The 22,026-nt window shown below is 60.2% G+C and carries 27 protein-coding genes; 3 read left to right on the top strand and 24 right to left on the bottom strand.

Annotated elements, in window-relative coordinates; all coding sequences use genetic code 11:
- Nucleotides 1-12: 12 nt before the first annotated feature.
- Nucleotides 13-420, bottom strand: coding sequence for a response regulator (locus VB672_RS14870; protein WP_329784977.1), 408 nt, complete (start codon nucleotides 418-420; stop codon nucleotides 13-15).
- A gap of 269 nt (nucleotides 421-689) precedes the next feature.
- Between VB672_RS14870 and VB672_RS14875 the strand changes: the two genes are divergently transcribed.
- Nucleotides 690-1,139: a response regulator gene (locus VB672_RS14875; protein WP_329784978.1), complete on the top strand. Its 450-nt coding sequence runs from the start codon at nucleotides 690-692 to the stop codon at nucleotides 1,137-1,139.
- A 70-nt stretch (nucleotides 1,140-1,209) separates the two neighbouring features.
- Here VB672_RS14875 and VB672_RS14880 read toward each other — a convergent pair whose 3' ends face one another.
- The gene (locus VB672_RS14880) at nucleotides 1,210-2,880 is read right to left on the bottom strand and encodes a methyl-accepting chemotaxis protein (RefSeq protein ID WP_329784979.1); all 1,671 of its coding nucleotides are present in this window, start codon (nucleotides 2,878-2,880) and stop codon (nucleotides 1,210-1,212) included.
- Nucleotides 2,881-3,056: 176 nt separating this feature from the next.
- Between VB672_RS14880 and VB672_RS14885 the strand changes: the two genes are divergently transcribed.
- Nucleotides 3,057-3,671, top strand: coding sequence for a hypothetical protein (locus tag VB672_RS14885; RefSeq protein ID WP_329784980.1), 615 nt, complete (start codon nucleotides 3,057-3,059; stop codon nucleotides 3,669-3,671).
- 93 nt (nucleotides 3,672-3,764) lie between these two features.
- Here VB672_RS14885 and VB672_RS14890 read toward each other — a convergent pair whose 3' ends face one another.
- Nucleotides 3,765-4,439, bottom strand: coding sequence for a transglutaminase-like cysteine peptidase (locus VB672_RS14890; RefSeq protein ID WP_329784981.1), 675 nt, complete (start codon nucleotides 4,437-4,439; stop codon nucleotides 3,765-3,767).
- Between the two features lie 341 nt (nucleotides 4,440-4,780).
- Nucleotides 4,781-4,918, bottom strand: coding sequence for a hypothetical protein (locus VB672_RS14895; protein ID WP_329784982.1), 138 nt, complete (start codon nucleotides 4,916-4,918; stop codon nucleotides 4,781-4,783).
- Between the two features lie 187 nt (nucleotides 4,919-5,105).
- On the opposite strand from VB672_RS14895, the gene VB672_RS14900 reads away from it, so the two are divergent.
- Nucleotides 5,106-5,480, top strand: coding sequence for a hypothetical protein (locus tag VB672_RS14900; protein WP_329784983.1), 375 nt, complete (start codon nucleotides 5,106-5,108; stop codon nucleotides 5,478-5,480).
- 4 nt (nucleotides 5,481-5,484) lie between these two features.
- Here VB672_RS14900 and VB672_RS14905 read toward each other — a convergent pair whose 3' ends face one another.
- The 20 genes from VB672_RS14905 to fliI all read right to left on the bottom strand — a co-directional run bounded on the left by VB672_RS14905 (nucleotide 5,485) and on the right by fliI (nucleotide 22,018).
- Nucleotides 5,485-6,270, bottom strand: coding sequence for a DUF1217 domain-containing protein (locus tag VB672_RS14905; RefSeq protein WP_329784984.1), 786 nt, complete (start codon nucleotides 6,268-6,270; stop codon nucleotides 5,485-5,487).
- A gap of 61 nt (nucleotides 6,271-6,331) precedes the next feature.
- The gene (locus tag VB672_RS14910) at nucleotides 6,332-6,895 is read right to left on the bottom strand and encodes a hypothetical protein (protein ID WP_329784985.1); all 564 of its coding nucleotides are present in this window, start codon (nucleotides 6,893-6,895) and stop codon (nucleotides 6,332-6,334) included.
- An 82-nt stretch (nucleotides 6,896-6,977) separates the two neighbouring features.
- On the bottom strand, nucleotides 6,978-7,802 hold the full coding sequence (locus VB672_RS14915; protein WP_329784986.1) for a flagellin N-terminal helical domain-containing protein: 825 nt from the start codon (nucleotides 7,800-7,802) through the stop codon (nucleotides 6,978-6,980).
- A 404-nt stretch (nucleotides 7,803-8,206) separates the two neighbouring features.
- The gene (locus VB672_RS14920; RefSeq protein ID WP_329784987.1) at nucleotides 8,207-9,058 is read right to left on the bottom strand and encodes a CheR family methyltransferase; all 852 of its coding nucleotides are present in this window, start codon (nucleotides 9,056-9,058) and stop codon (nucleotides 8,207-8,209) included.
- Nucleotides 9,055-10,170: a protein-glutamate methylesterase/protein-glutamine glutaminase gene (locus VB672_RS14925; RefSeq protein WP_329784988.1), complete on the bottom strand. Its 1,116-nt coding sequence runs from the start codon at nucleotides 10,168-10,170 to the stop codon at nucleotides 9,055-9,057. The genes VB672_RS14920 and VB672_RS14925 overlap by 4 nt, the downstream gene beginning before the upstream one ends.
- A gap of 4 nt (nucleotides 10,171-10,174) precedes the next feature.
- Nucleotides 10,175-10,558 (bottom strand): response regulator, encoded by a 384-nt coding sequence (locus VB672_RS14930; protein WP_329784989.1) that lies wholly within the window; start codon nucleotides 10,556-10,558, stop codon nucleotides 10,175-10,177.
- A gap of 52 nt (nucleotides 10,559-10,610) precedes the next feature.
- Nucleotides 10,611-11,060, bottom strand: a complete 450-nt coding sequence (locus VB672_RS14935) for a hypothetical protein (protein ID WP_329784990.1) — start codon at nucleotides 11,058-11,060, stop codon at nucleotides 10,611-10,613.
- Nucleotides 11,057-11,404, bottom strand: coding sequence for a flagellar protein FlgN (locus VB672_RS14940; RefSeq protein WP_329784991.1), 348 nt, complete (start codon nucleotides 11,402-11,404; stop codon nucleotides 11,057-11,059). The genes VB672_RS14935 and VB672_RS14940 overlap by 4 nt, the downstream gene beginning before the upstream one ends.
- Nucleotides 11,405-11,446: 42 nt before the next feature.
- Complete coding sequence (locus VB672_RS14945) at nucleotides 11,447-11,959, bottom strand: rod-binding protein (protein ID WP_329784992.1); 513 nt, start codon at nucleotides 11,957-11,959, stop codon at nucleotides 11,447-11,449.
- A 50-nt stretch (nucleotides 11,960-12,009) separates the two neighbouring features.
- The gene (locus tag VB672_RS14950; RefSeq protein ID WP_329784993.1) at nucleotides 12,010-12,408 is read right to left on the bottom strand and encodes a hypothetical protein; all 399 of its coding nucleotides are present in this window, start codon (nucleotides 12,406-12,408) and stop codon (nucleotides 12,010-12,012) included.
- Between the two features lie 5 nt (nucleotides 12,409-12,413).
- Nucleotides 12,414-13,166: a flagellar biosynthesis protein FliR gene (fliR, locus tag VB672_RS14955; protein WP_329784994.1), complete on the bottom strand. Its 753-nt coding sequence runs from the start codon at nucleotides 13,164-13,166 to the stop codon at nucleotides 12,414-12,416.
- Nucleotides 13,163-15,238 carry a flagellar biosynthesis protein FlhA gene (flhA, locus tag VB672_RS14960; protein WP_329784995.1) on the bottom strand — a complete coding sequence of 692 codons (2,076 nt, stop codon included), beginning with the start codon at nucleotides 15,236-15,238 and terminating at the stop codon, nucleotides 13,163-13,165. Before flhA ends, fliR begins: the two co-directional genes overlap by 4 nt.
- A gap of 123 nt (nucleotides 15,239-15,361) precedes the next feature.
- The gene (locus VB672_RS14965) at nucleotides 15,362-15,628 is read right to left on the bottom strand and encodes a flagellar biosynthetic protein FliQ (protein ID WP_009493088.1); all 267 of its coding nucleotides are present in this window, start codon (nucleotides 15,626-15,628) and stop codon (nucleotides 15,362-15,364) included.
- Nucleotides 15,629-15,630: 2 nt separating this feature from the next.
- Nucleotides 15,631-16,029 (bottom strand): flagellar hook assembly protein FlgD, encoded by a 399-nt coding sequence (gene flgD / locus VB672_RS14970; RefSeq protein WP_329784996.1) that lies wholly within the window; start codon nucleotides 16,027-16,029, stop codon nucleotides 15,631-15,633.
- 15 nt (nucleotides 16,030-16,044) lie between these two features.
- Nucleotides 16,045-16,455 carry a flagellar biosynthesis repressor FlbT gene (flbT, locus tag VB672_RS14975; protein WP_329784997.1) on the bottom strand — a complete coding sequence of 137 codons (411 nt, stop codon included), beginning with the start codon at nucleotides 16,453-16,455 and terminating at the stop codon, nucleotides 16,045-16,047.
- An 8-nt stretch (nucleotides 16,456-16,463) separates the two neighbouring features.
- Nucleotides 16,464-16,811 carry a flagellar biosynthesis regulator FlaF gene (flaF, locus tag VB672_RS14980; protein ID WP_329784998.1) on the bottom strand — a complete coding sequence of 116 codons (348 nt, stop codon included), beginning with the start codon at nucleotides 16,809-16,811 and terminating at the stop codon, nucleotides 16,464-16,466.
- A gap of 15 nt (nucleotides 16,812-16,826) precedes the next feature.
- Complete coding sequence (locus tag VB672_RS14985; protein WP_329784999.1) at nucleotides 16,827-17,885, bottom strand: flagellar hook-associated family protein; 1,059 nt, start codon at nucleotides 17,883-17,885, stop codon at nucleotides 16,827-16,829.
- A 3-nt stretch (nucleotides 17,886-17,888) separates the two neighbouring features.
- Nucleotides 17,889-19,355, bottom strand: a complete 1,467-nt coding sequence (gene flgK / locus VB672_RS14990; protein WP_329785000.1) for a flagellar hook-associated protein FlgK — start codon at nucleotides 19,353-19,355, stop codon at nucleotides 17,889-17,891.
- A 32-nt stretch (nucleotides 19,356-19,387) separates the two neighbouring features.
- Nucleotides 19,388-20,599, bottom strand: a complete 1,212-nt coding sequence (locus VB672_RS14995) for a flagellar hook protein FlgE (protein WP_329785001.1) — start codon at nucleotides 20,597-20,599, stop codon at nucleotides 19,388-19,390.
- Between the two features lie 96 nt (nucleotides 20,600-20,695).
- Nucleotides 20,696-22,018: a flagellar protein export ATPase FliI gene (gene fliI / locus VB672_RS15000; protein ID WP_329785002.1), complete on the bottom strand. Its 1,323-nt coding sequence runs from the start codon at nucleotides 22,016-22,018 to the stop codon at nucleotides 20,696-20,698.
- Nucleotides 22,019-22,026: the final 8 nt, after the last annotated feature.

Here is a 22,026-nt window from a genome sequence, read left to right on the forward strand (position 1 = left end):
CCACCGGCCGCTTCAAGGCGGGTCCGGCCAGTTGAGGCTGCGCATGACGAGGTCGACGACCTGAGATGCGAGATAGGGCTTGCGGATCAGAGGACCGAGGTCGTCCAGGCCAGGATCGCCAGGCCTGTCCGGCTCCGCAGAGGCGAGAATGACTCGCATGGCCCTTTGCCGGGCACCGAGGTGACGGGCCATTTCCGCGCCGTTCGTGGACCCTGGCAGGTCGAGAGCGATGAAGAGGAGTTCGATGCGGACGGCATCGAGGACCGCGAGGGCCTCGTCGGCAGAACCCGCCTCCAGCACCTTGAAGCCCGAGCCTCGCAACTCATCGCTGACGAGGCAGCGGACCCGGGCATCGCCTTCGACGACAAGGATGGAGGGAGGTGTCCGGCGTGGGAGAGCCGTGACGGATGCAGCGTTCATTCTTGCCCCTGACGCGGTACGCTCGCGCATCGTTCGGCTCTCTGGTTCCACGCCGAATGATGCGCCACTTGAAAGACCGAGCATCGGATCGATCCCAAAAGCCGTGTCCGCCTTTCACGTCCGGTGCTCTCCGCCGACAACGTGCAGCCGCTCCAAGGGTTCAGCCGCGTCAGGCCGGGTTGTCGCCTCAACCCGCTGGCCTCAGGGAGCGGAACCGTCTATCAATGGCCACGTTTCGCTTTTGCCCTGTCCTTGATCCTCTTGGTCCCGTGTCCGATCCGAAGCCCTTAGGCGCCATTCTCCTGGTTGAAGACGAGCCGCTCGTGCGGCTGGTGGCGGCCGACATCCTGATGGAGGCGCATTTCCAGGTGATCGAGGCGGCGGATGCCGCGGAGGCCCTGACGGTCCTGAAGGCCGGGGTCGAGGTGGACGTGGTGCTCTCGGATGTCGAGATGCCGCCCGGCATGAACGGCTATGAGCTCGCGTGGGAGATCCACCGGATCTGGCCTTCGGTGGGGATCCTGATCTCCTCGGGCCGCGAGTGGCCGAAGGCCAAGGATCTGCCGCCGGGGGCAACCTTCCTGGCCAAGCCCTATTCCCAGGCAGCCCTGGTGTCCCATGCGCTGGCTGCCGCCGAGAAGGCTCAGGCGGCCCGTGCTTTTGCCAGACCTCAGGGAAAGGCCGGCGATGCGGCTTCGCCCGTTCCGAAGACCGCCTGATCCGCATCAATGAATTCGAACACGGCGCCGATGCGCCGTGTCCGATGGCAGATGAGGCTGCCCTTCAAGCTTAGGCGGCCCGCACGCCCTGGAGGAAGCCTTCGACCTGCCGGCTCAGGGCAGTCGAGTTGGACGCCAGCTCGCCGGCAGCGGCGAGCACCTGAGACGCGGCAGAGCCCGCATGGGTGGCGGCCCCCTGGACCTGGACGATGCTCTCGCTCACGTCCTGCGTGCCCCTGGCCGCCTCGCTGACATTGCGGGCGATCTCCTGCGTGGCGGCCTGCTGCTCTTCGACGGCGGCGGCGACGCTCGTGGCGATCTGGTGCACCTCCTCGATGGTGAGGCCGATGTCGCGGATGGCCTCGACCGCATCCTTGGTCGATTGCTGGATCTGGTGGATATAGGCGGTGATGTCCTCGGTGGCGCGCGAGGTCTGGTTGGCAAGTTCCTTCACCTCGGAGGCCACCACGGCGAAGCCCTTGCCGGCCTCGCCGGCCCGCGCGGCCTCGATGGTGGCGTTGAGCGCCAAGAGGTTCGTCTGGCTCGCGATCGTGTTGATCAGGGCAACGACCTCGCCGATCTTCTGCGCACCGTCCGCCAGGGTTTCCACGAGCCGGTTGGTCCTGCGGGCATTCTCCACGGCCCGGGCCGCTGCGACGGATGTCTGCGACACCTGCGAGCCGATCTCGCTGGAGGAGGCCGCCAGCTGCTCGGCCGCTGCGGCGACCGCCTGCACGTTGCTGGAGGTTTCCTCGGCGGCTGCGGCCACCGAATTGGATTGCTGATTGGTCTGTTGAGCGGTCGACGCCATCGACCGGGCCGTCGCCTCCATCTGCTGGGCCGCCACCGTGAGATGCTGGACCAGGCCGCCGACGCTGCCCTCGAAGCTCTGGGCGAGCGCCATCATCTCGATCCTGCGCCGCTCCGCCGCCTGCTTCTCGGTCTCCGCCTGGGCGTGCCGAAGGTTTTCCGCTTCCTGCATGGCACCGGCAAACACCTGAGTGGCCTTCCAGATATCGCCGATCTCGTCCTTACCGGCCTTGGCTTGCGGCAGGTTGTAATCGCCCGAAGCGAGCTTCTGGATCGCCTCGGTCACGCGCCGCAGCGGCTGCGCGATCTGCCGATGCCCGACAAGCCAGCCGATCAGAAGCGCCAGGACCGTGCCGGCCAGCGCCATCGAGATAAGCAGCTTCAGGCGCTGGTCGTAGAGTTCCGCCGCACGGCGTTCCACGGCGGCGATCTCCTCGCTGCCGCGCTTGGTCAGGGCGTCGATGCTGACCTGGAAGGCTTTCCGGTTGGCGCGGTTGGCATCGGTGTTGCCCTGTGCATTGGCCGCCACGGGAGAGACTTCGGCACCTAGCCGGACCGTTTCGGAACGGAACTTCTTGAACTCCGCCGCATCCTTCGCCACGGCATCGAACAGGGCCCTGCTGTCGCTCGCGACGATGGGCTCCCACTCCTTGAGGAGGGCATCCATATCCTTCAGGGTTGTCAGAAGCCCGTCACCGAACTTGCGCGCCTCGGCGGTATCCTTCGACGCATAGATACCCCTGGCCTCCATGACGACATGGGTCACCAGGCGATTGAGGCGCTCCCCGTAAAGAGCCCGAGTGGCCGCGAGCCTGACATCGTCGACAGCCTGGTTGTAGGTCTGCAGCGTGCTGATGCCGACGGCGGCCGTCATGACGGCGACAACGCTCAACGCCGCGACGAGCGCAAAAATCTTCGTTCTAATCTTCATGATCAACCCCGACGGCCGAAGCCACTGCAACACCCATGAATAGATCTGCATGGTAGCGTGCGAATGCTTGCGCGGGGCTTGCGGTCATCGTCAGGCGGATACAGCCAAGTTTCTTTGCCTTAAGTGACGAAATGTTAAGTATAAACGCATAGGAATGATTCCACGAGATTCTCAACGTGGCGGTTTCCATGGGCATTCGGTTCGACAAAGTATTGGAGCAGGTGGCCAGGGCAGGAAACGCCAAAGGCCCCATGACCACGGCCGAGCAGCGAGAGCGCAAGGTTCAACGGATCGAGGAATCCATCCGCGCCCGCGAGGCAGTGGGCGACCGCATCGTGATGTGCTTAGGCTTGGCCCTCACCCTCTCGGCCATCGGCCTTCCGGTCTACGCCCTGAATATCAGCGACGGCTATTCCTATCTCAAGACCGCGGTGACCGACACGAGTATCGGCAGGGCCATCGCCGCGAACCCAACGCGCTCCGCCGAACTGAACCCCGCGACCACGGGTTCCCTGACCAAGAAGGACGTCGTCCTGACGGCGGGCCACAAGGCAGAGGCCGCTGCGCAGAGCCTCGACAGACGGGCGCAGTTCCAGCGCTACGTCGTCCATCGCGCGACAGGCGGATCCGCCTTGATCGAAGGTCCCGAAGGTCTGTGGTGGGTGACGCCCGGAATGACCCTGCCCGGAATCGGTCAGGTCATCTCCATCGAGCGTTCGGATTCCGGCTGGGTGGTTCTCACGACCGAGACCATGATCACGCAGTCGCCGGCTGCGCGGGCATCGAGCTAGAGCCGCGAGGCGCTCCATCCGAGCGCCTCAACCTTTATCGTTACATCGTCCTGATTGAAGCCTGAATAGGGCTGCGTTCCACGGCCCTGCTGCTTACTTGGTCGCCGTCACGATCGGCGCCGCCTGGTTTCCGAGCCAGACCCAGGTAGCACTGTCGGACCCTTCCCGCTTCACATAGCGATAGCCCGTCTGCTGCCAGGGCAGAACGGCGTTGCGCTTGTTGTCGAGGATGTAATCGCCGCGGTCGGTTCTCGCCATGAGCACCGCGTGCCCTGCCCCGATCTCGTCGATGACCACCGTCATGCGCAGGGCCCGCTGCGGCAGGCCGGCCTGCGTGAGGAGGCGGCGCTTCAGCAGCTGGATGTCCTCGCAATCGCCTAGCCCATCCTCCGGATAATCCCAGCGATCCGAAACACCCCAGTGATCCTGGTCCGTCACCGGCAGGATCTCCTTGTTCACCCGCTCGTTCACGTCGACGATGGTTTTCCAGTTCGCCTGATCGAGAATGATCGTGTCAGGTTCGGAGGGATCGTGCGCGCATTCCCGCGGCCGCTGCGCGCAGAACGCGATCCAGGCCGGCGTCGGTCCAGCGGCACCAGCTGAGAGAAGAGCATCGCCCGGCACAGGTGTGACCCATTGAGGGAATGCGAGGGCCGACCCGGCACCGGCCATGGCGGAGAGAACCACGGCGGCAAGACCTGCCGAGGCGAAGATACGATTGAGGCGTTTACTGCGCCTCGCCGAAGTCGTTGAAGTAATCCCGCGCATGCCCCGTACCTGTTCAGCTTTTTTCTTTTCAACAAAGCTGTCAGCAGCAGAGGCTCAGCGCAAGCGGGAACTCGTCGCAAGATCACGAACGATCCGCCACTGTTGACTTCCAGCAACAGGGCAAGCATTCGACTCTGCGATGTATCGCAGACCTCTCCGAATGAAGAGGGACGATGAGTATTCGAGATTGTCCAGTGCTATGCAGATCGCTCAACGTCCGGCATCTGACGGAGAGCCATGAATCCGCGCATCGTCTGAGCAACTGAGATCATGGGTTTCGGATTCAACGGTGGCTGGAGCCTGTAGGATCAGCGCCTCATCATATCCAAGTATCGTTTCATTCAGGACCGGCTCTGCGCCATGCTGCGATGTCTCGCCCAATGCCTCGTTCTCTGCGAGGAAATCATGAGGCGCACGACGGGCGTTCCGATCAGCCCGACCAGGGAGGCAGCAACGACAGGCACCAGAACCAAGGCCACGGATCTCTCCTCGTCATTCGGAGGTACCCCTTTCCTATGGCATGGCGAGCTTGCCCGAACCTGACGAGGCGTTTCCCTCGGCCCAACATCCTGAGCTCGGGATTCACTACATTCCCAGGAAAGGCTTCGATCGCTCAAATCGTCTATATAGGATCGATCCGAGTTTTTGCTTGTTTGGGAGAACCGCGTGAGAACGCTTGTCATGACACTCGCGGCAGCTGTCGGCGTCGGCGGATGCGTACCGACGACTCATGAAACGCTCGCTCTGTCGTGTGCGGACTATATCGGCAAGCCCATCTCGGCGCGGATTGCCGCCTGGGGCCCGCCGCGAACGGTCTACAGGATCAGCCCGACCCAGATCGGCTACATCTTCGAGAGCAAGCAGACCGCCTTCATCGGCGGCGAGCCCTATTACACAGTGAACTACATGATCGGCGCCGACAAGCACCGCATGCCAGTTCACAAAGTCACGACGATCTGCAGCGGGATCTTCGTCGCGAGCGCGCCTTCCGATGCAACGCCCTTGACCGAACGGATCGTCGTGGACGTCGTCTCAAAATAGCGGCTCAGAAGCCGCCGAGTCTGAGCTTGCTGATGCTCATCATTAGGTCGACGCTAACACCCGCCTCGGCGGGCTCCGAGAACAGGGTCAAGACCGGGGCGGCCGTGGCTGGGCTGACGTTGTTCATGTCGTACATGGCGGAAAACCGCTGGATCAGCTTGTCGACCTTCTTGGGATCCTGCAGATCCTTGATGTTGAGGTGTTTTTCCAGGTTCCGGACCTGCAGGTCGAGATCGGCCTTGGAGGCACCCGTCGGGATGCTGAACGTCGTCTGCACGAACTTCAGAAGCGCCTTGTCGCCCAGGAGCCCCATGGTGGTGGTGACACTGGACGCCTTGCGCTTGAAATAAAGCGCGAGCCTCACGCCCTCGTTCTGCTCGCCCTCCTTCTTCTCAAGGGTCTGCTGGTAGTACTTACTGACGGCTTCCGTCGTCGCGCTGGCCTGAGAGGTCGCCTTGTCGCCCTTGGCGACAAAGTCGAACGCTTTGGCGAATTCCTTGTAGCGCGGGTCCGTCATCTTGTTCGCCATGCTCTTGGTATCCGTGATACCCTCGGTGAGCACCTTCTTGATAAAGGCCTTGGCGTAGATCATGTCCTCGAGGCCATAGGCCTTCAGGGCATAGCTGAAGAGCCGGTAATCCTTCACGAAGTCGTCGATGGTCTTCACCTTCGATATATTCGCGAGGTAGTACTCGGTATCCCGTTTGACCATGGCATCGTTCTGGGTGAGCGTCTTGGTCAGCGCCGCGTTGGTCTGCAGCATCTGGTAGCGGCTCATCGTGCTGAACATGGTTCCCTCCTATGGATGGCGTCGATCGCGGAGATCGATGGTCGCGACCGGCTGCCCCACGCTAATCCTGCACCGTTTCGATCGACCGGCAATCTTTCGAGAATCTCTCAGCGATGGCTTTGGTCTCGTCGGGGACGAGTGCGAACTTCACGCTGTGCGGCTCGAGACGGTAATTCGCGAGTTCCACGATAAGCGTTTGCGCTGTCGCCAGGCTTGCCACGAAGCCCATGACTTCGTCTTCTCCCCGCAATTGCCCGTATCGATCGCGGTAGACCCAATGGGAGACCTCAGGCGGACGTTCATCCAGCCAGTACACAGTGCTCCGCCCCCTTGGATCGCTCGGCCCGAGATAGGCCTTCTGCATCACGGTTGCGGCGACGGCCACTTGCGGCGGTTCGCCCTCGTCTCCCGCGACCCTGGTGCAGGAGAACCAGAGGGAGCTGCCCCCCTCACCCCTGACCTGCGCCAGTGCCCGGGTCGGAAGCCCGCTTTGATCGGTCTGGAGGGCGTAGTTCCAGGTTCGGAGCGAACCCGTTGCTGCCGAAAGGGTGGAAAGATCAGGAGCGACGATCCCTAACGTGCAGGCGAGCACGAGGGCAGTCATGTGATGAAATGTCTTGAACATGGCTCAGCGTTCCGCGAGCGACCCAAAAAGAAGGCCCCGCCTTTTGCAAGACGGGGCCTCGTGGTCAGCGATCAGGAAGCTCTTACTGGAAGAGCTTCAGGATCATCTGGCTGTTCTGGTTCGCGATCGAGAGCGACTGAACGCCGAGCTGCTGCTGCGTCTGCTGAGCCTGCAGGCGGGTCGAAGCCTCGTTCATGTCGGCGTCAACCATCGAGCTCACGCCGTTTGTCAGCGAGTTCGAGAGAGACTCAAGGAACTCCGACTGAGCATCGATCTGGTTCTGAACGGCACCCAGGTCTGCGGCGTAAGCACGAACGGCGGTCAGGCCGGCGTCCAGTGCCGCATGCAGAGTCTCAGCGTTGGCCTTGGATGCGATCGCGGTGGGAGCCGTGACGCCGGTCGTCAGCGTCGCCTTCAGATCCTGCGACGTGAGATCGATCGTGGTGAAGGTGGCGCCACCCCAACCGGAAACGATGTTCACGCCAGCAGTGGCGCTGTTGAGGACGTTCACGCCGTTGAAGCTTGCACCGTCGATCAGGCCTGTGAGGGTCTTCGCGAGACCGGCGAGCGCCTTGTTCACTTCGGTGTAGCCGCTCGTGCCGTCAACGTCGCCAGCCTGAGTAGCCTGGGCCTTCATCTTGGTGAGCGTGTCGGCGATCTGCGTCAGGGCAGACGTGGCCGTCTTCACGAGAGCGGAGTTTTCCTTCAGCTTGTCCCGGATCGTTCCGACGACGCTGTTCTCGGCCTTCATCTTGGTCGAAACGGACCAGTTGGTGGAGTTGTCGGCAGCGGTCGCAACCTTCAGGCCGGTCGAGATCTGGCTCTGGGTCTTGCTCAGCGAACGCTGGGTGTTGTTCAGGTTCTGGAGAGCGGTGAGTGCGCTGGAGTTCGTGAGAATCGAAGACATGTGCTTCTTCCTTGAATGATGTGAGATTGTTCAGGGAATGTCGGATTTTAACCGACCCAGCGGAGTGGCTTCATGCCTCGAGACAATCTCGATCCGCTGCTCACATGACATCCGGGCTTTTACCGGCAAAATGGAGTGGCATCATGCCTGGCCTTCATCGGAAGGCGTACCATAGTGCTTTCTTAGGCACCTGAAGCGATGAGCGCTTCGTCTGCGGTGCTTGTGCTTCCTGTTTACTGATGAGGCTCCGTTGCGTCAAGCAGAAAGACGTCGATTTTTGTAAAAATCTTTGTGTTTACAGTTTGTTAACTATAGGAAGGCCCGGTACGGAATAGAAAAAGCGCCCAACCCTGGGGCTGAGCGCTTCAGTTAGATGACTGGATAATCCGCCCTCTGCCCACGACCTAGCGGGCGCCGGCAGCAAACATCTTCGGCGCGTTAGTTGTAGGGCTCTTCGTGTAGAGACCTCGATGAGCCGGATCGAGCGTCAGGGCGTCGGTGACACCGAGCACTGTTTCCGAGGCCCCGAGGAGGAGCGATCCGTCCGCCGCCATGACATTGGAGATCCTGCGCAGGACATCGGCCTTCAGCGGGGCATCGAAATAGATCAGCACATTGCGGCAATAGACGATGTCGAACGGGCCGAGGCGGCTGAAATCGTCCAGGAGATTAAGATAGCGGAAATCCACCATGGAGCGGATCTCAGGCGCAATCTGCCATTGGTCGCCCACCTGCGTGAAATACTTCACGAGGAGACGGATCGGCAATCCGCGCTGCACTTCGAACTGGTTGTAGAGGCCGGCCTTCGCCTTCTCCAGCACGTCCGTGGAAATGTCGGACGCGACGATGTCGATATGCCATCCCGGCATCCGGGCGGAGGCCTCCTTCAGGAGCATCGCCAGGGAGTAAGGCTCCTGCCCGCTTGAGGCCGCAGCGCACCAGATCCGCAGCCTGCGGCTGGTGGCACGCTCCTTGAGATATTTGGGAAGCAGGACATCCTGGAAGAGATCGAAAGGCGTCTTGTCCCGGAAGAAAAAGGTCTCGTTCGTCGTCATCGCCTCGATCGTCGCCTTCTCGACGGCGATCGCACGGCCGGTCTTGATCTCCCGGATGAGGTGCGACAGGCTCTCGAGCTTGAAGCGCGTGCACACGGACGAAAGGCGACTCTCGACGAGGTAGCGTTTGTCCGGAGAGAGCGCCAGGCCCGACCGGGCCTTCAGGAAGACACGTAGGGCTTCGAATTCGGCTTCGGTCATTTCGAAGCTCCGGTGATGAGGCCCTTCAGCGAACGGCCGATGGATTCCAAGGGAAGAACTTCGTGGGCGAGACCCGCCTTCACGACGCTGCCCGGCATGCCCCAGACGATGCTCGTCGCTTCGTCCTGAGCGATCACGGTCGCGCCCGCCTTCGTGAGGAAGCGTGCGCCGTGCGTCCCGTCCGAGCCCATGCCGGTGAGCACGACGGCAAGAGCCGAGGCCCCGTAGACGGTGGCAGCCTCCCGGAACAGTACGTCGACCGCCGGACGGCAGAAGTTTTCGGGCGGCCCGTCGTTGAGCCGGATCGTCGCCTTGCCTCCGGAGGACACGACTCCCATGTGCCGCCCACCGGGCGCGACCAGGATCGTTCCGGGCACGACGGCGTCCCCATCCCGCCCCTCTCGTGCCGGCACGGACAACAGGGTCTGCAGATGCTCCGCGAAGACGGCGGTGAACATCGCCGGCATGTGCTGAACGATCAGCACGGGGATCGTCGCCAGCGCAGGCTTCATGTCCAGGAGAACACGCTCGACGGCGCGCGGACCGCCGGTTGACGACCCGACGAGAAGGCATTGGGGCTTCGCGGCGCTTGGCCGTGTGAGAGGGACTGGCGCCGGCGAGACGATCGCGGGCGCCGGAACCGTGAATGTCCTCGACGGGCGAGCCTTCGTTTCGCTTAAGGCCCGCAGCTTCTCGATGAGATTACGGCGGAAATCGTTCGCCGCGCCTGCCGCGCGGGCACTCTCGGGCTTCGCTAGATAATCGACGGCACCGAGCGAGAGGCATTTCAGGGAGATCTCGGCGTTCCTCTGCGTGAGAGTCGAGATCACGATCACCTTGCTCGCAGGATGCGCCTTCAGGATCAACGGCAGAGCCGCAAGACCGTCGACCTCCGGCATCTCGATATCGAGCAGGATGATCTCCGGCTTCGAGCGCTCCGCCGCATCGACGGCCATGCGGCCGTTCGACGCCGTCGCGACGATGTCGAAGCCGCCCGCTTCGGTGAGCCATCGGCCGATCATGCCGCGGATCACGGCACTATCATCGACGATCATCACGCGGGTGAGACGACCGGGGATTGGGTTTGTCTGGGGTGCAGGAGATAAGGACATCGTCTCACGCCGAATGCGATACAGGAAGGACGCCCAGCTCCTGGAGCTTGGCAGCGAGAATGTCCTTGTCGAAGGGCTTCATGACATATTCGTCGGCGCCGGCTTCCAAGGCACGCGTGATGTGGTCCAGGCCGTTCTCCGTCGTGCAGAAGACGACTTTCGGGGCCTGACCTTCCGGTGTGCTGCGCAGCGCCTTGAGGAAACTGTAGCCGTCCATGACGGGCATGTTCCAATCGAGGAGGATCACGTCCGGCATCTCGGCTTGGCAGGCTTTCAGGCCCGCTTCCCCGTTTTCGGCTTCGGAGACGCGAAAGTCGAGGCTTTCGACGATTTCGCGGGATACCTTGCGGATCACGCGGGAGTCATCAACGATCAGGCAATAGCGCATAAAAAATCTTCCCAGGCCTCATCGCCCTGCTGCGTCCGATCAACAGTCGGCGCTAGGAGCGAATATCGGATTTATCGACGAAATTGAAATTTTCGACCAAGATCTCTTTGACGATCTCGGCACCCAGCCGCTTGTTGATCCTCTCTCTGACATTGCCGATCATGCCGTTGACGTTGTAGCGAGAGAGTTTTTTGAAATCGAGCGTCTCGTCCGCATAGACGTAGCGAAAGACCTCGTCCTGGATGAAAGCCTCGGGAGGCACGGAGATCTCACGCAGGGTCTTGGCGTCGGCCGTAAAGACCAGGTTCGCAATCACATAGCCCTGCACGGCCCCTTCCGCGACGATCGGGATGTTCATCGGGGGCAGCTTCTTGTACTGCAGCCCCTCGTAATTTCCCTTCTCTTCCGCAGGCGCCTTGCCGACGGTCCAGGTCACGGCCGCATAGCAGGACGCCAGCGTGACCGCGCAGACCCAGAAGCCCGCCATGACGTTCTTCATCATGCGCCGAAGCCCGCCTTGTTCATGTGCACGGAGTAGGTGCTGTCGGATTCTGCATGCTGGATCGCGTTCGAGATAATGCTCGCGACCTCCTGCACGGCCTGCATGTGACGGCGCAGAACGTCCTGGTTTGCTTCGATCTTCACCTGGAGATCCTGGAGACGCTTCGTTGCCCTCTGGTCGAGCGCGTGGATCTCGGATGTCCGTACGATCCGGCTGATCTCAAGAAGAGATTGGCTCTTGCGCCGATTGAACTCTTCCAGGTTGGACAGGTCACGCGCCATGAGAGCGGCCGTTTCCATATCCAGGGCTTCTTCGAGGCGATCCAGGGACTTCATCAGCATCATGGTGCTTCCTGCTTCTTTGTCGATGGCCCGACGCGGCTGTCGTCATGCCTTAGGAGGTGAAATCTTGAGCGAGAACGACGGGGTCGCCCGCGGGACCTGGATATCTGCGGATGGTCCGCTCTCACGATTGCCGAGAAGCCGCTTCGCGACCCCGATTCCGCCGGCTCGCGAAATCTGCGCTCCGATCTGCTCAGCCATCATGGACTTCCAGATGGACCCGGCGTTGCCCTTGCCGTAAGTGTTCTCCGCATCCTTCGGCAGCATGGACTCGACGAAGGTCTGAAGAATGTAAGCCTCGAATTCCTGGTGAGCCTTCTTCCTTCTGGCGGCACTGGCCGTCTCCGCGTCGTTGCGAAGCGAGTTCCGCAAGGTGTAGACGTCGGCTCCGGTCGCCATCAGCGGCTGACCCGCGACGGACTTCACGGCATCCTCGAAGCTTGCGCCGTCCACGGCTGATGCACCATCGAGCAGCTTCTGGGCTGCAGCCTGGTAGCGTGCAGGATCCGCTGCCCTTGCGACGTCGTTCACAATATCTGAGGGCGGGCTGATAGCCATCTCGCATCTCTCAAGTTGCTTTACTTGAGTAAACCTATAATCCGGCTAGCTTACGGGAAGCTTGCGCTCTCTCCTCTTGAAACGTTCTCGAGAACGGAAGCGAGATCCTTCTTCTCCGTTTCCCGACGCTCCTGATCCTTGAGTCCCGACAACATCTTCTCCACCCGCTTCGCCTGCATGGCTCTGTCGAGGGTAACAGACTTCTGCACCAACTTCGCTTTCTCAACGGCGCTCGCCTGAGAGGCCAGTACCTGCAAGCGCTTGGCGGCGACATCGACGAAGAGACCGTGCAGCGTCTCGTGGTCATTCATTGTCTGAATGAGATTCTCCTGAGCGGTCTTCAGCCCGGTTGCTTCCCGCTCGAGATTGGCAAGCCTCAGCTCGGCTTCCCTCTGAAGATGTTGCTGAACTTTCAAAATGCGGTCGATTTTCCGGATTCTCTGTTTCATTCGGCCTACCCGTTCCGAAGCCAGGTTGAGAATGCCTCCATGAAGAGGAGAACGTAGTCGCTTGCGGCGAAGTATACGATCAGCAATCCGCCGAGCATGATGAAGGGGGTCGCCAGGAAGTAAACCGGGATCTGCGGCGTGAGTTTGTTCGTCAGTCCGACCGCCAGATTGACGATGACCGAATACAAGATGAAGGGGCTGCTGATCCTGAGGGCAAGAACGAAAGCGATGCCGATCTGGTCAACAAGCTGCGTCAGCGAGAGCCTCATGCCCAATCCCTCCCCCAGTGGCAGCCTGGAATAGGAGGCGATGATTCCTCGAAACAGCTCCCAATGAAGGTCGGACAGGAAGAGAACGGCGGTTGCCGCCATCATGATGAAGGAGCTGATCGGAGGAAGTGGCTCCGCGTCGTCGATCGGGGTTCCCGGCATGGCAAAGCTCAGAGCCATGGCCACCGCGCTCAGCATGGTTTGCAGCGCCAGGAAATAGACGCGTCCCAACAAACCGATCAGGATACCTGTGAGCAGCTCCGAGCCGATATACACCAGGATTGCCGTTGGAACCTGCGAGGTGATGCCGGCTCGAACCTTCTCGAGCAGAACCGGCGCCAGCGCCAGACTGGTGGCGAGGCCGATGAAGAGCCGAACCTGCATCGGAATGCGGCTGCTCGAGAAGCCCGGGGCGATCATCAGGCATCCGCCGATCCGGCAGAAAATCAGGAAGATCCCGAGCAGGATCTCGGGGGTGACCTGGTTCACGAGATCGTACCGAGCGAGTTGACCTCAACGCCTCGAGCGATTTCCAGATGCGACAGAACAGGCAGGGACGAAAACATGCGTTCGATGATCATACGGACATAGGGCCGAGCATCCGGCGCCGTCACGACGGCAAAGGTATGAACCTGGCCCATGCGGGCCTTGATGGCATCAGAAGCCTCGGCCCCGAACTGCTCCACGAGGCGAGGATCGATATCGAACTCGACGACGTCTCCCTTTGCATCCCGCTTCAGGCTTTGATGGAAAGCGATATCCCATCTGTTGCCGAGCCTGAGGACATTCAGAGCTCCCCCTTCGGCGAGATCGCCGCAGATCTGCTGAGCGATCCGAACCCGCACATGCTCCACCAGCTGCTCGGCTCGACGCGCATGGGGTGCAATCTCGGCGATCGCCTCAAGGATCAGGCTCAGGTTGCGGATGGAGACCCGCTCGGCCAGCAGCAGCTTCAGAACGGATTGAAGACCAGAATACGAGATCTGTGAGGGACAGATGTCGTCAAGCAGGCGCTTGTACTCTGGATCAAGGCCGTCCAGGAGATTGCGGACATCCTTGTAGGACAGGAGCTGCGGTAGGTTGTTGCGGATCACTTCGCTCAGATGCGTGAGGAGGACCGATGCCCCATCGACCGCTTGAAAACCCTGACGCTTGATCTCGCTCAGATAAACGTCTGAGATCCACAGAGCCTTCATGCCGAAGGCGGGCTCACGGACCTCATCCCCGGGCACATCGGGAACCGGGCCGTCGCCGAGCACGACGAGGAGGTCGCCCGGGCGGACCTCCTGCGTCGCCACAACGGTTCCGTGGATTTTGATCTGGTAGCTCTTAGGGGGAATCATGAGGCTGTCGGAGAGCTTCACGTCCGGCAGAACGAAGCCGTAATCCTGGGCGAATTTCTTGCGCATCTTGCCGACGCGATGCGCGAGATCGCCATGGGAATTCGCCAGGTAGGAGGCGAGATGCTTGCCAAGGCACAACTCGATTTCGGCAAGCTTCAGCGATTCCTTGACCGTGTCGCGCGATTCCAGAAGGTTCTTCTGCTGTTCCTGCACCAGCTTCGCCTGAGCCTTCGCTTCCTGCTCGGCTCTCTGCTTCGGAATCGAATAGGCGATGAAACCCATGCAGCCGCCCAGCGCCAGGAAGGGAATCATCGGCAACCCGGGCACAATCGCGAAAACGAACATCAGGGCGGCGGCGACCATGAGAGCCCGGGGATAGGCGCCAAGCTGCCCAAGCACAGCCTGTTGTGCCTGCCCTCTCGTTCCGCCCTTCGAGACCAGGAGACCAGCCGCCAGGGAGACGACAAGCGCTGGAATCTGGCTGACCAGTCCGTCACCAACGGAGAGCTGGACGAAAACGTCAGCCGCCTTGGACAAGGGCATACCGTGGCGCGTGACACCGATGATGATCCCGCCGAAGATGTTGACGGCGATCGTGATCAGGCTTGCGACGGCCTCGCCACGGACGAATTTCGAGGCACCGTCCATGGATCCGAAGAAGGCGCTCTCCTCTTCGAGTTCGCGCCGTCGCTTCTGGGCCTCTTTCTCGTCGATCAGGCCGGCCGACAGATCGGCATCGATGGCCATCTGCTTGCCGGGAATGGCGTCGAGGGTAAACCGGGCCCCCACCTCGGCGATGCGGGTCGCACCTTTGGTGATGACCAGGAAGTTGACCGTGATCAGGATGATGAAGACGACGATGCCGATGACGAAGTCGCCACTCATGACGAATTGGGAAAAGCCGCTGATCACGTGGCCGGCAGCATCGACACCCTTATGGCCGTCGGACAGGATGAGACGGGTCGACGCGATACTCAACGCAAGGCGCAACAAAGTTGCGATGAGGAGGACGGTGGGGAAAGCCGAGAATTCGAGGGGCTTTTGGATCCAGAGCGCCACCATCAGGATCAGGACGGACAAAGCAACCGACAGGGCAAGCCCCATATCGATCGCAAGCGGCGGAATCGGGAGAAAGAGAATGGCGAGAATGCCGACCACGACGCCGGCAAATGCCAGATCTCTGCCACGCCCTTGGGCGGTCACTTCACTTGCTTCCATGTGCCTGTCAGCTCAACGAATGAACGATGAAACCGACACATGGACCATGAAGCTTGCGCGAGGGTCGCAAAGCCACCCTAAAGGGATGTTCCTCGTCCCGCACGCCACTCAAATGACGGCAATCTAGAACCCTGTTACAATTTTACCATACACCAGTTCAGTGAAGGCGAAGATTTGCGACCCGACAAAAGAACCGGTCACGAGAGCGACCACCAGAATGGCAATGATCTTTGGGATGAAGGTCAGCGTGACCTCTTGGATCTGAGTCAGCGCCTGAACCAGGGCGATGACGATACCGATGATCATTGCGGCAGCGACGGCTGGTCCTGCCGCAATGATCACGGTCCAAATGGCTGCCCGTACAAGCTCAAGGGCGTCGACTTCGTTCATCGTCAGCTCACAACGACACCGGGGCCGAGAAGCAGCTGCGTCCCATCTTTCAGCTTGGCGACGGCGCCTTCACTCGTGATCGTGACGGACGATACCTGACCCGAGACCTTGCCATCTGCGGTCGAGACCGTGCGGCCGATGACGCTGTCGGCTTGTGCCCATGTCGAAGACGCCAGCAGAGCATCAAGCTTCGAGTTGCTCTTCACGGTCTGCTCGACCTGGGAGAACGTCGCAAGCTGAGCCATGTAGTCGGTCGACTTCATGGGTTCGGTCGGATCCTGGTTCTTCATCTGCGTCAGCAACAGCTTCAGGAAGTTGTCGTACGTCGCAGTGGAAGACGTGTCCGATGTGGTGGCGGCCCGCTGGGCCGTGAATGTGTTGGAGACAGAAGAGACGTTCATCATGAGGCTCCCGAATTATGCTGCTTGCACCGCGGCAGGTTCTGCCGATGATGATTGGTGAGTCTCGGCGGGCTCGAACAGGGTTCGGATGAGCTTCAGCGCCTCGAATGTGCGATCGGCTTCCACGAGGTCCCCGACCTTGCGAAGGGTGTCCTTCACGACTTCATCGGTAGCGACTTTGATCAGAGCATCATGAAGCTTTCGGAATGCCTCCATGACCTTGCCGGCCTCCTGCGGGTTGATCAGGAGGGATTGCACGACGAAGTAGAGCTGACGCATCGGGGTCGTCGCCTCGGCAACCTGAAGGACATGGCTCTCCAGGAGGAAGCGCGCTTCGTTCAGGAGGCTCAGCGTCACCTTCTGGCTCACGGTCAAGACGGCTCCATTGATGAAGATGCGTTCACCGGCTTTCAGGGAGAATCTCATTTTGGCTTTCATTTCAGACCCTCCTGGATCATGGTATTGATGTCGATCAGCGCGGTCAGATCGTTATGCTCACCGAGTGCCACGCGACTGGATTCCCGCATAACCCAGAACCCAATCGAGATGAGCTGGGCTTTGAGTTTATCGGGCAGTTCGTTGTCTGGATGCGCCAGATCCTGGACGAAGGCCGTCCAGAGGCGTTGGAGAAACTCCACCGCATCGCGGATCTCGGGAGATCGTGCGGGGAGGCCCTCGGCAGCCTTCAAAAGGCCGATCGCACGCTCAAAGATTTCATACTCGCGCTGCCGGCACTCCTTGGGAGCATCCTCGACAACCTCAGCATACGAAAATCGATACATTGATGAGACCCGGAACTAGAGATAATTGATTAGGCTGAGTTGCTTAAGCTGAGCAGTCAGAGAGTAGGATGTTTGGATCTGAGTCATGAGTTGATCGACGCGAACTTTCGCTTCCGTTGGATCGACAGCCTCCAGCCCTCCGATACGCTCGTCGAAAATCGACTTCTGCAGTTCCATCCTCTCGTTAGCGCTTTCAGTTCTCGCATGGACCGTTCCGATGCCTGCCTGCAAGTCGGTCAGGCTGCTGATCGCTGTTGAGAGAACTTCTATGGCCTTTCCGAACACAACGTCCCTCGTTGCAGGACTCAGCGTCTCGATTCCGAGGTCGAAGATCATTGTGTACGCCATCGCAATTTGCCGTATGGGAGGCGTATTCGCATTCGTTGACGTCTCGGCTTTCTCCGTCGGTGATATCAGACTCTGGATGTTCTGATCGGACGCGTTCGACAGCGCGTTCCAGCTTGTTCCCTCGAAGAGCTGCTTGAACGGCCCATCGAGGAAGGCTTTCATATCGCCCGTCGTGATGCCGGACGCGAGTGGGTCGCCCTGCGGGAATCCAAAGCCACCAGATGCCGTTGGAGCAGAGAATGCGCTTGCGACCAGTGCCTTGAGCGAGGGAGGGCCTCCGCCTGCGTAATCGTTGGCCGGTGCCACCTTCGTGTTGATGCCACTGAAAATGTATTGCCCCCCGAGCGAAGTGTTGAGGTTCCCGATCAGGCTGCTCATATAAGCTTTTGCCTGCACCTTGACCGTTTCAACCGGAGGATTGCTCGGTAGTCCGACCAATGCATCTCTAAACTTCGTTGCACTCTCACGAATGCCATTCAAGGCAGAGGTTGTTGTCTTGAGGCGTTCAATGGCCAGGCCATTGCTGCCGGTCAGCGTATCGATTTCCGCTCGCTGCTGGCGCAGGGAAAGCGACTCTGATACTTTATATCCGAGAGCAAGCCCGATATCCGCATGCCGCCCCGTCGTCAGTTCCGTATTGGCTTTCGTGAGGCTATCCTGAAGTTTGTCGAGTGACGATCGAGGAGAGTTCCACAGCGTCACTGTCGAGATGAATGTCGTCTTCATGGCTTAGCCTACCGCATTGAGAAGGGTCTTGAGCATTTGGTCGATTACCGAGATCAACTTCGCGGAAGCCGAGTAGGACTTCTCCAACTGCAGCATCAGGGCTGTTTCATCATCCACATTGACGTCAGTTGCATTTGAGAGTGTTTCCGACGCATGTCCCAGGAGGGTATTCCGGTAGTCGAGGGACTGGTCAGCACTTTGACGCGAAGACTCGACCCAGCTTGCCGAACCTGATGCGAATTTCTGCAGCGATACCTCTGCACCCAGACCTAGGCTTGAGTCGAAGTTCCGGTCCTTCGCCATCTCTCCGAGGAGGCCGTAGAGACGATCGGAGAAGGCGGTTTTACCAGGGTCGGGATTGTAGCGGTAGCCGGCACCATTGATGCCGCCGTCGCGGATATTCTCGAATTTTCCTGTCACACTCTTCGTCGGGTCGATCTCGTTAGTGACCGTGATCCTCCCTGCCAGGCCAGTCGCGGCTGGTGGGCCCGAAACTCCGGTTGCGCCTGGGAATGTAAAAACCCCCGGGAGATCGGGCTGCAAGGGATCAGTCTGGTGCTTTTCTGCGAAAGCTTGAATGAGACCGCGCGCAAGCTCATCGAGCTGACGCTGATAGGTCACGGTCACCTGATCCCGGATGGCCACCAAGCCAACGAGGTTGCCCGAATTCAGCGGCATCAGAGCTCCGGAGCCGGTCACCTGAATCCCGTCGATCTTGATGGGGAAACCGGTCGTGGTCGGATCGTAAACAGTTGTCCGATCGAACTCGACTGCTCTGGGTGTCTTGTCGAACAGCGGAACGCCGCTGTCGGTATAAAGAGCGATGTCATTGCCGGCTCTCGGCACGACAGTCACGCCAATCTCCTCGGACAATTGAGCGATCAGGCCGTCCCTGACGTCAAGCGCATCAGTCACGTCAGCCCCGAGCGCCGTACCGCTCACGACCTCTTGGTTGACCTTCTCGAACTTGGCCAGGATGTCATTGATGCGGGCAACAGAGTCTGCGATCTTGCCATCCGCTTCGAGGCGGATGGCCTGCACGGCACTCGTAGCCCGATTCAGGCTGGACGCCATATCGTTGGCCGCCTTGACGAAGGCACGAGCATATTGCTGATTGTCGGGGGCATTGGCATATTGCTTGAGAGCATTGTCCAGCGCTCCGACCCGCGCAGCTAGAGACTCGTCGAGCTCGGTATCGCCCACGGTCTGGCTCAGCTTCTCCAGTCCCTCCAACAATGCCTTCTGGGTCGCTGCGTCGGAGGTCGTCTCAAGCATCTTCGACAGGAGTGCCGCATCACTTGCTCTAAGAGTCACGACACGAGCCGCGCCGCCCTGAGTCACGAGCGTCGCGATCTTGCGCGAATAGGCCGGATCAGAGGCTCCGGTTATATTGCGAGAGACCGTCGCCATCTGGGACTGAGACGCCAGAAGCGAAGACCGCGCCGTATTATAGGCTACTGACAGAGACATGGATCAATGACCCTTGAGCAAAAGGGAAGGAGTTACCGCTTCAGGTTCATCAAGACGTCGAGCAGCTCGGATCCAGTCTGGAAGACCTTCGAATTGGCCGTATAGCTGGTTTGGGCCTCGATCATCGCCGTCAACTCGGTGCCGATATCGACATTCGACCCTTCAAGGGCGCCGGATGCGATGGAACCAAATCCCGACATTTCGGGGAATCCTACCTGGTAGCCGCCCGACGCAGCCGTCGTCTCGTAGACGTTTCCGGCACGAGGACTGAGGTTGTCCGGGCTCGACACATTCGCCAGCGGAATTCGATAGGCGCCGACACGGGTCCCATCCTCATAAACCGCGTACACCGTTCCGTCTGCGGCGAACTCGACGTCCTTCACGGCCGACGGAGCATTGCCGTTGGCTTCACCGACGACGTTGTATTCGCCGGCCAGCTGCGTCATGCCTGCCATGTCGAGAGCAAGCGTTTCGCCGCCGGGAATGCCGAAACTCATGATAGAGGTCGGCATCGTTGCGGATGGCACATTGAGCTTGCCGTCAGCATCGAACTCCAGTGTCATCGACGTCGTCCCGGTCAGCGCACCGGAAGCCGAGGAAACAGTGATGTTCCACTGCGTGTCGTTGATCTTCGACAGTGCAATGTCAACTTTGATCGGATTTCCGACCTTGTCGTAGACCTGTAGGGACGATCGTTGGCTGACAACCGGAGGAATCTGGGCAACAGTGCTGTCAGGCAGGTTACCCTTGAAAGTTGCCTTCGTGGATCCGCTGGCCTGCATGGCAAAGGACGCCATGTTGACTGGCTCGACACCGTCGAGGCTGTTCAAGGAGGGATTTACAGCTCCCGCCCCCAGCTTGTAGCCCATCAAGGTAAATCCGGCGGCATTGACGAGATTGCCAGTCCGCCCGTCTTTGACGAAGTTGCCGGCGCGCGTCAGGTAAGGGGATCCGCTCGGGTCGCTCACCACGAAGAAGCCGTTGCCGGAAATCGCCAGATCCGACGCCGACGTCGTATACGCGATGGGCCCCTGATCCGCGATTGTATAGCGAACCCTGCTGGTCACGGAGCCGGAATTGTAGTTTCCTTCGCTTGAAGGAAGAATAAGGGATGAGAACTCAGTCGAAGCACGCTTGTATCCGTTTGTGCTCGAGTTCTGGATGTTCTCGGCGACGGTTCCCAACTTGTTCGACTGTGCGTTCATGCCAGAAACGCCGCTACGAAGAACGCCATAAAGACTCATCTGAAGCTCCTACGGTTTCAAACCGGACCTAACACCATGACGCTTGTGCGAAGCTGTATTTCGGTCCAGAGGTGATGATGCGAGACGTGAACAACTCTATTGCTTGAGGGCCTGCGCCAGATCCATGAAGGCGTCGCGACTGGCAGGCATGGTCGGATCCTGCCGGAGCGCTTCGTAGATCCTCGGGACGAGAACGACCGCCTGATCGAGTTCCTGATCGTTGCCAGGGTGATAACCGCCCATGAGCCTGAGATCCCGCGTGTCCTCGAATCGGGCGATCAATCCGCGGAGTCGGCGGACCAGTTCCTTCTGGTCCGGAGACCAGACATGATCGGCGAGGCGCGAGATCGATCCCAGAACATTGATGGCTGGATATCGGCCCTGATCCGCGATGGAGCGATCCAGAACGATGTGCCCGTCGAGCGTTCCGCGGATATTGTCAGCGACGGGATCATTATGGTCGTCGCCATCAATGAGGACAGAGAAGATGCCCGTGATCGAGCCCTTTCCCTCGGCTCCAGGCCCTGCCCGCTCCAACAGACGGGGCAGGTCGCTGAAGACGCTGGGCGTATAGCCGCGCGCAACGGCAGGTTCTCCGGCCGCCAAAGCGACGTCGCGAGCGGCATGCGCATAGCGGGTGACAGAGTCGACAATGAGCAGGACCGAATCGCCACAGTCTCGAAAGTATTCGGCCAGCGCGACCGCCGTTCTTGGAGCCTGGCGCCGCATCATGGGGCTCTCGTCGCCAGTCGACACTACCATGACCGACTTATGCAGGTTCGCGTGAATGGGCCCTTCAAGGAATTCCCGCACTTCGCGACCGCGCTCTCCCACCAGCGCGACGACGATCGTGTCGAAGCCTTCGCATTTGGCGAGCATTGTCAGAAGTGTCGACTTTCCGACGCCTGAGCCCGCAAAAATGCCGATGCGCTGCCCTTGGCAAATCGGCGTGAACAGATCGATGGCCTTGACACCCGTTTTCAGGGGGATCTTGACCCTGGACCGTGTCATGGCAGACGGAGGCTCGGCATCGTTCCAGACCGGTTTGTGCCCTGGAATGAGAGGTCCCAGGTCGTCCAGCGGCTCGCCCAGAGCGTTGATGACCCGTCCTCGCCAGCTGTGATCGGGACTCAAGGCCGTGTCGCCCACGAGGAAGGCAGGCGTTCCGATACCGGCTTCGATGCGTCCATTGAAGGGTTTTATGGTGATGCCGCCGTCATCGATGCGGACGACCTCTCCGGTCTGCACCTTCCCGTGAGCGGAAAAACCCACCCGTTCACCGAGCTTCACGAACTGGGATAATCCGGCAACCCTGTAAAAGCTCGGGTTTATCTCGCGAATAGTCCCGCTGATGTGGACCTTCCGCCGTCCGACACATTCAGTCAGAACCAGCTCCTCAAGCCGTTCGAGAGCGTTCATCGCTGCCA

The sequence above is a fragment of the Microvirga sp. CF3016 genome (assembly GCF_036314085.1).
GTDB lineage: Bacteria > Pseudomonadota > Alphaproteobacteria > Rhizobiales > Beijerinckiaceae > Microvirga.

Excerpts from the sequence above, each read along its gene's own strand:
- VB672_RS14870 (WP_329784977.1), bottom strand. The coding sequence starts at position 420 with ATGAACGCTGCATCCGTCACGGCTCTCCCACGCCGGACACCTCCCTCC.
- VB672_RS14880 (WP_329784979.1), bottom strand. The coding sequence starts at position 2,880 with ATGAAGATTAGAACGAAGATTTTTGCGCTCGTCGCGGCGTTGAGCGTT.
- VB672_RS14890 (WP_329784981.1), bottom strand. The coding sequence starts at position 4,439 with ATGCGCGGGATTACTTCAACGACTTCGGCGAGGCGCAGTAAACGCCTC.
- VB672_RS14905 (WP_329784984.1), bottom strand. The coding sequence starts at position 6,270 with ATGTTCAGCACGATGAGCCGCTACCAGATGCTGCAGACCAACGCGGCG.
- VB672_RS14910 (WP_329784985.1), bottom strand. The coding sequence starts at position 6,895 with ATGTTCAAGACATTTCATCACATGACTGCCCTCGTGCTCGCCTGCACG.
- VB672_RS14915 (WP_329784986.1), bottom strand. The coding sequence starts at position 7,802 with ATGTCTTCGATTCTCACGAACTCCAGCGCACTCACCGCTCTCCAGAAC.
- VB672_RS14920 (WP_329784987.1), bottom strand. The coding sequence starts at position 9,058 with ATGACCGAAGCCGAATTCGAAGCCCTACGTGTCTTCCTGAAGGCCCGG.
- VB672_RS14925 (WP_329784988.1), bottom strand. The coding sequence starts at position 10,170 with ATGTCCTTATCTCCTGCACCCCAGACAAACCCAATCCCCGGTCGTCTC.
- VB672_RS14930 (WP_329784989.1), bottom strand. The coding sequence starts at position 10,558 with ATGCGCTATTGCCTGATCGTTGATGACTCCCGCGTGATCCGCAAGGTA.
- VB672_RS14935 (WP_329784990.1), bottom strand. The coding sequence starts at position 11,060 with ATGATGAAGAACGTCATGGCGGGCTTCTGGGTCTGCGCGGTCACGCTG.
- VB672_RS14940 (WP_329784991.1), bottom strand. The coding sequence starts at position 11,404 with ATGATGCTGATGAAGTCCCTGGATCGCCTCGAAGAAGCCCTGGATATG.
- VB672_RS14945 (WP_329784992.1), bottom strand. The coding sequence starts at position 11,959 with ATGGCTATCAGCCCGCCCTCAGATATTGTGAACGACGTCGCAAGGGCA.
- VB672_RS14950 (WP_329784993.1), bottom strand. The coding sequence starts at position 12,408 with ATGAAACAGAGAATCCGGAAAATCGACCGCATTTTGAAAGTTCAGCAA.
- flhA (WP_329784995.1), bottom strand. The coding sequence starts at position 15,238 with ATGGAAGCAAGTGAAGTGACCGCCCAAGGGCGTGGCAGAGATCTGGCA.
- VB672_RS14965 (WP_009493088.1), bottom strand. The coding sequence starts at position 15,628 with ATGAACGAAGTCGACGCCCTTGAGCTTGTACGGGCAGCCATTTGGACC.
- flgD (WP_329784996.1), bottom strand. The coding sequence starts at position 16,029 with ATGAACGTCTCTTCTGTCTCCAACACATTCACGGCCCAGCGGGCCGCC.
- flbT (WP_329784997.1), bottom strand. The coding sequence starts at position 16,455 with ATGAGATTCTCCCTGAAAGCCGGTGAACGCATCTTCATCAATGGAGCC.
- flaF (WP_329784998.1), bottom strand. The coding sequence starts at position 16,811 with ATGTATCGATTTTCGTATGCTGAGGTTGTCGAGGATGCTCCCAAGGAG.
- VB672_RS14985 (WP_329784999.1), bottom strand. The coding sequence starts at position 17,885 with ATGAAGACGACATTCATCTCGACAGTGACGCTGTGGAACTCTCCTCGA.
- flgK (WP_329785000.1), bottom strand. The coding sequence starts at position 19,355 with ATGTCTCTGTCAGTAGCCTATAATACGGCGCGGTCTTCGCTTCTGGCG.
- VB672_RS14995 (WP_329785001.1), bottom strand. The coding sequence starts at position 20,599 with ATGAGTCTTTATGGCGTTCTTCGTAGCGGCGTTTCTGGCATGAACGCA.
- fliI (WP_329785002.1), bottom strand. The coding sequence starts at position 22,018 with ATGAACGCTCTCGAACGGCTTGAGGAGCTGGTTCTGACTGAATGTGTC.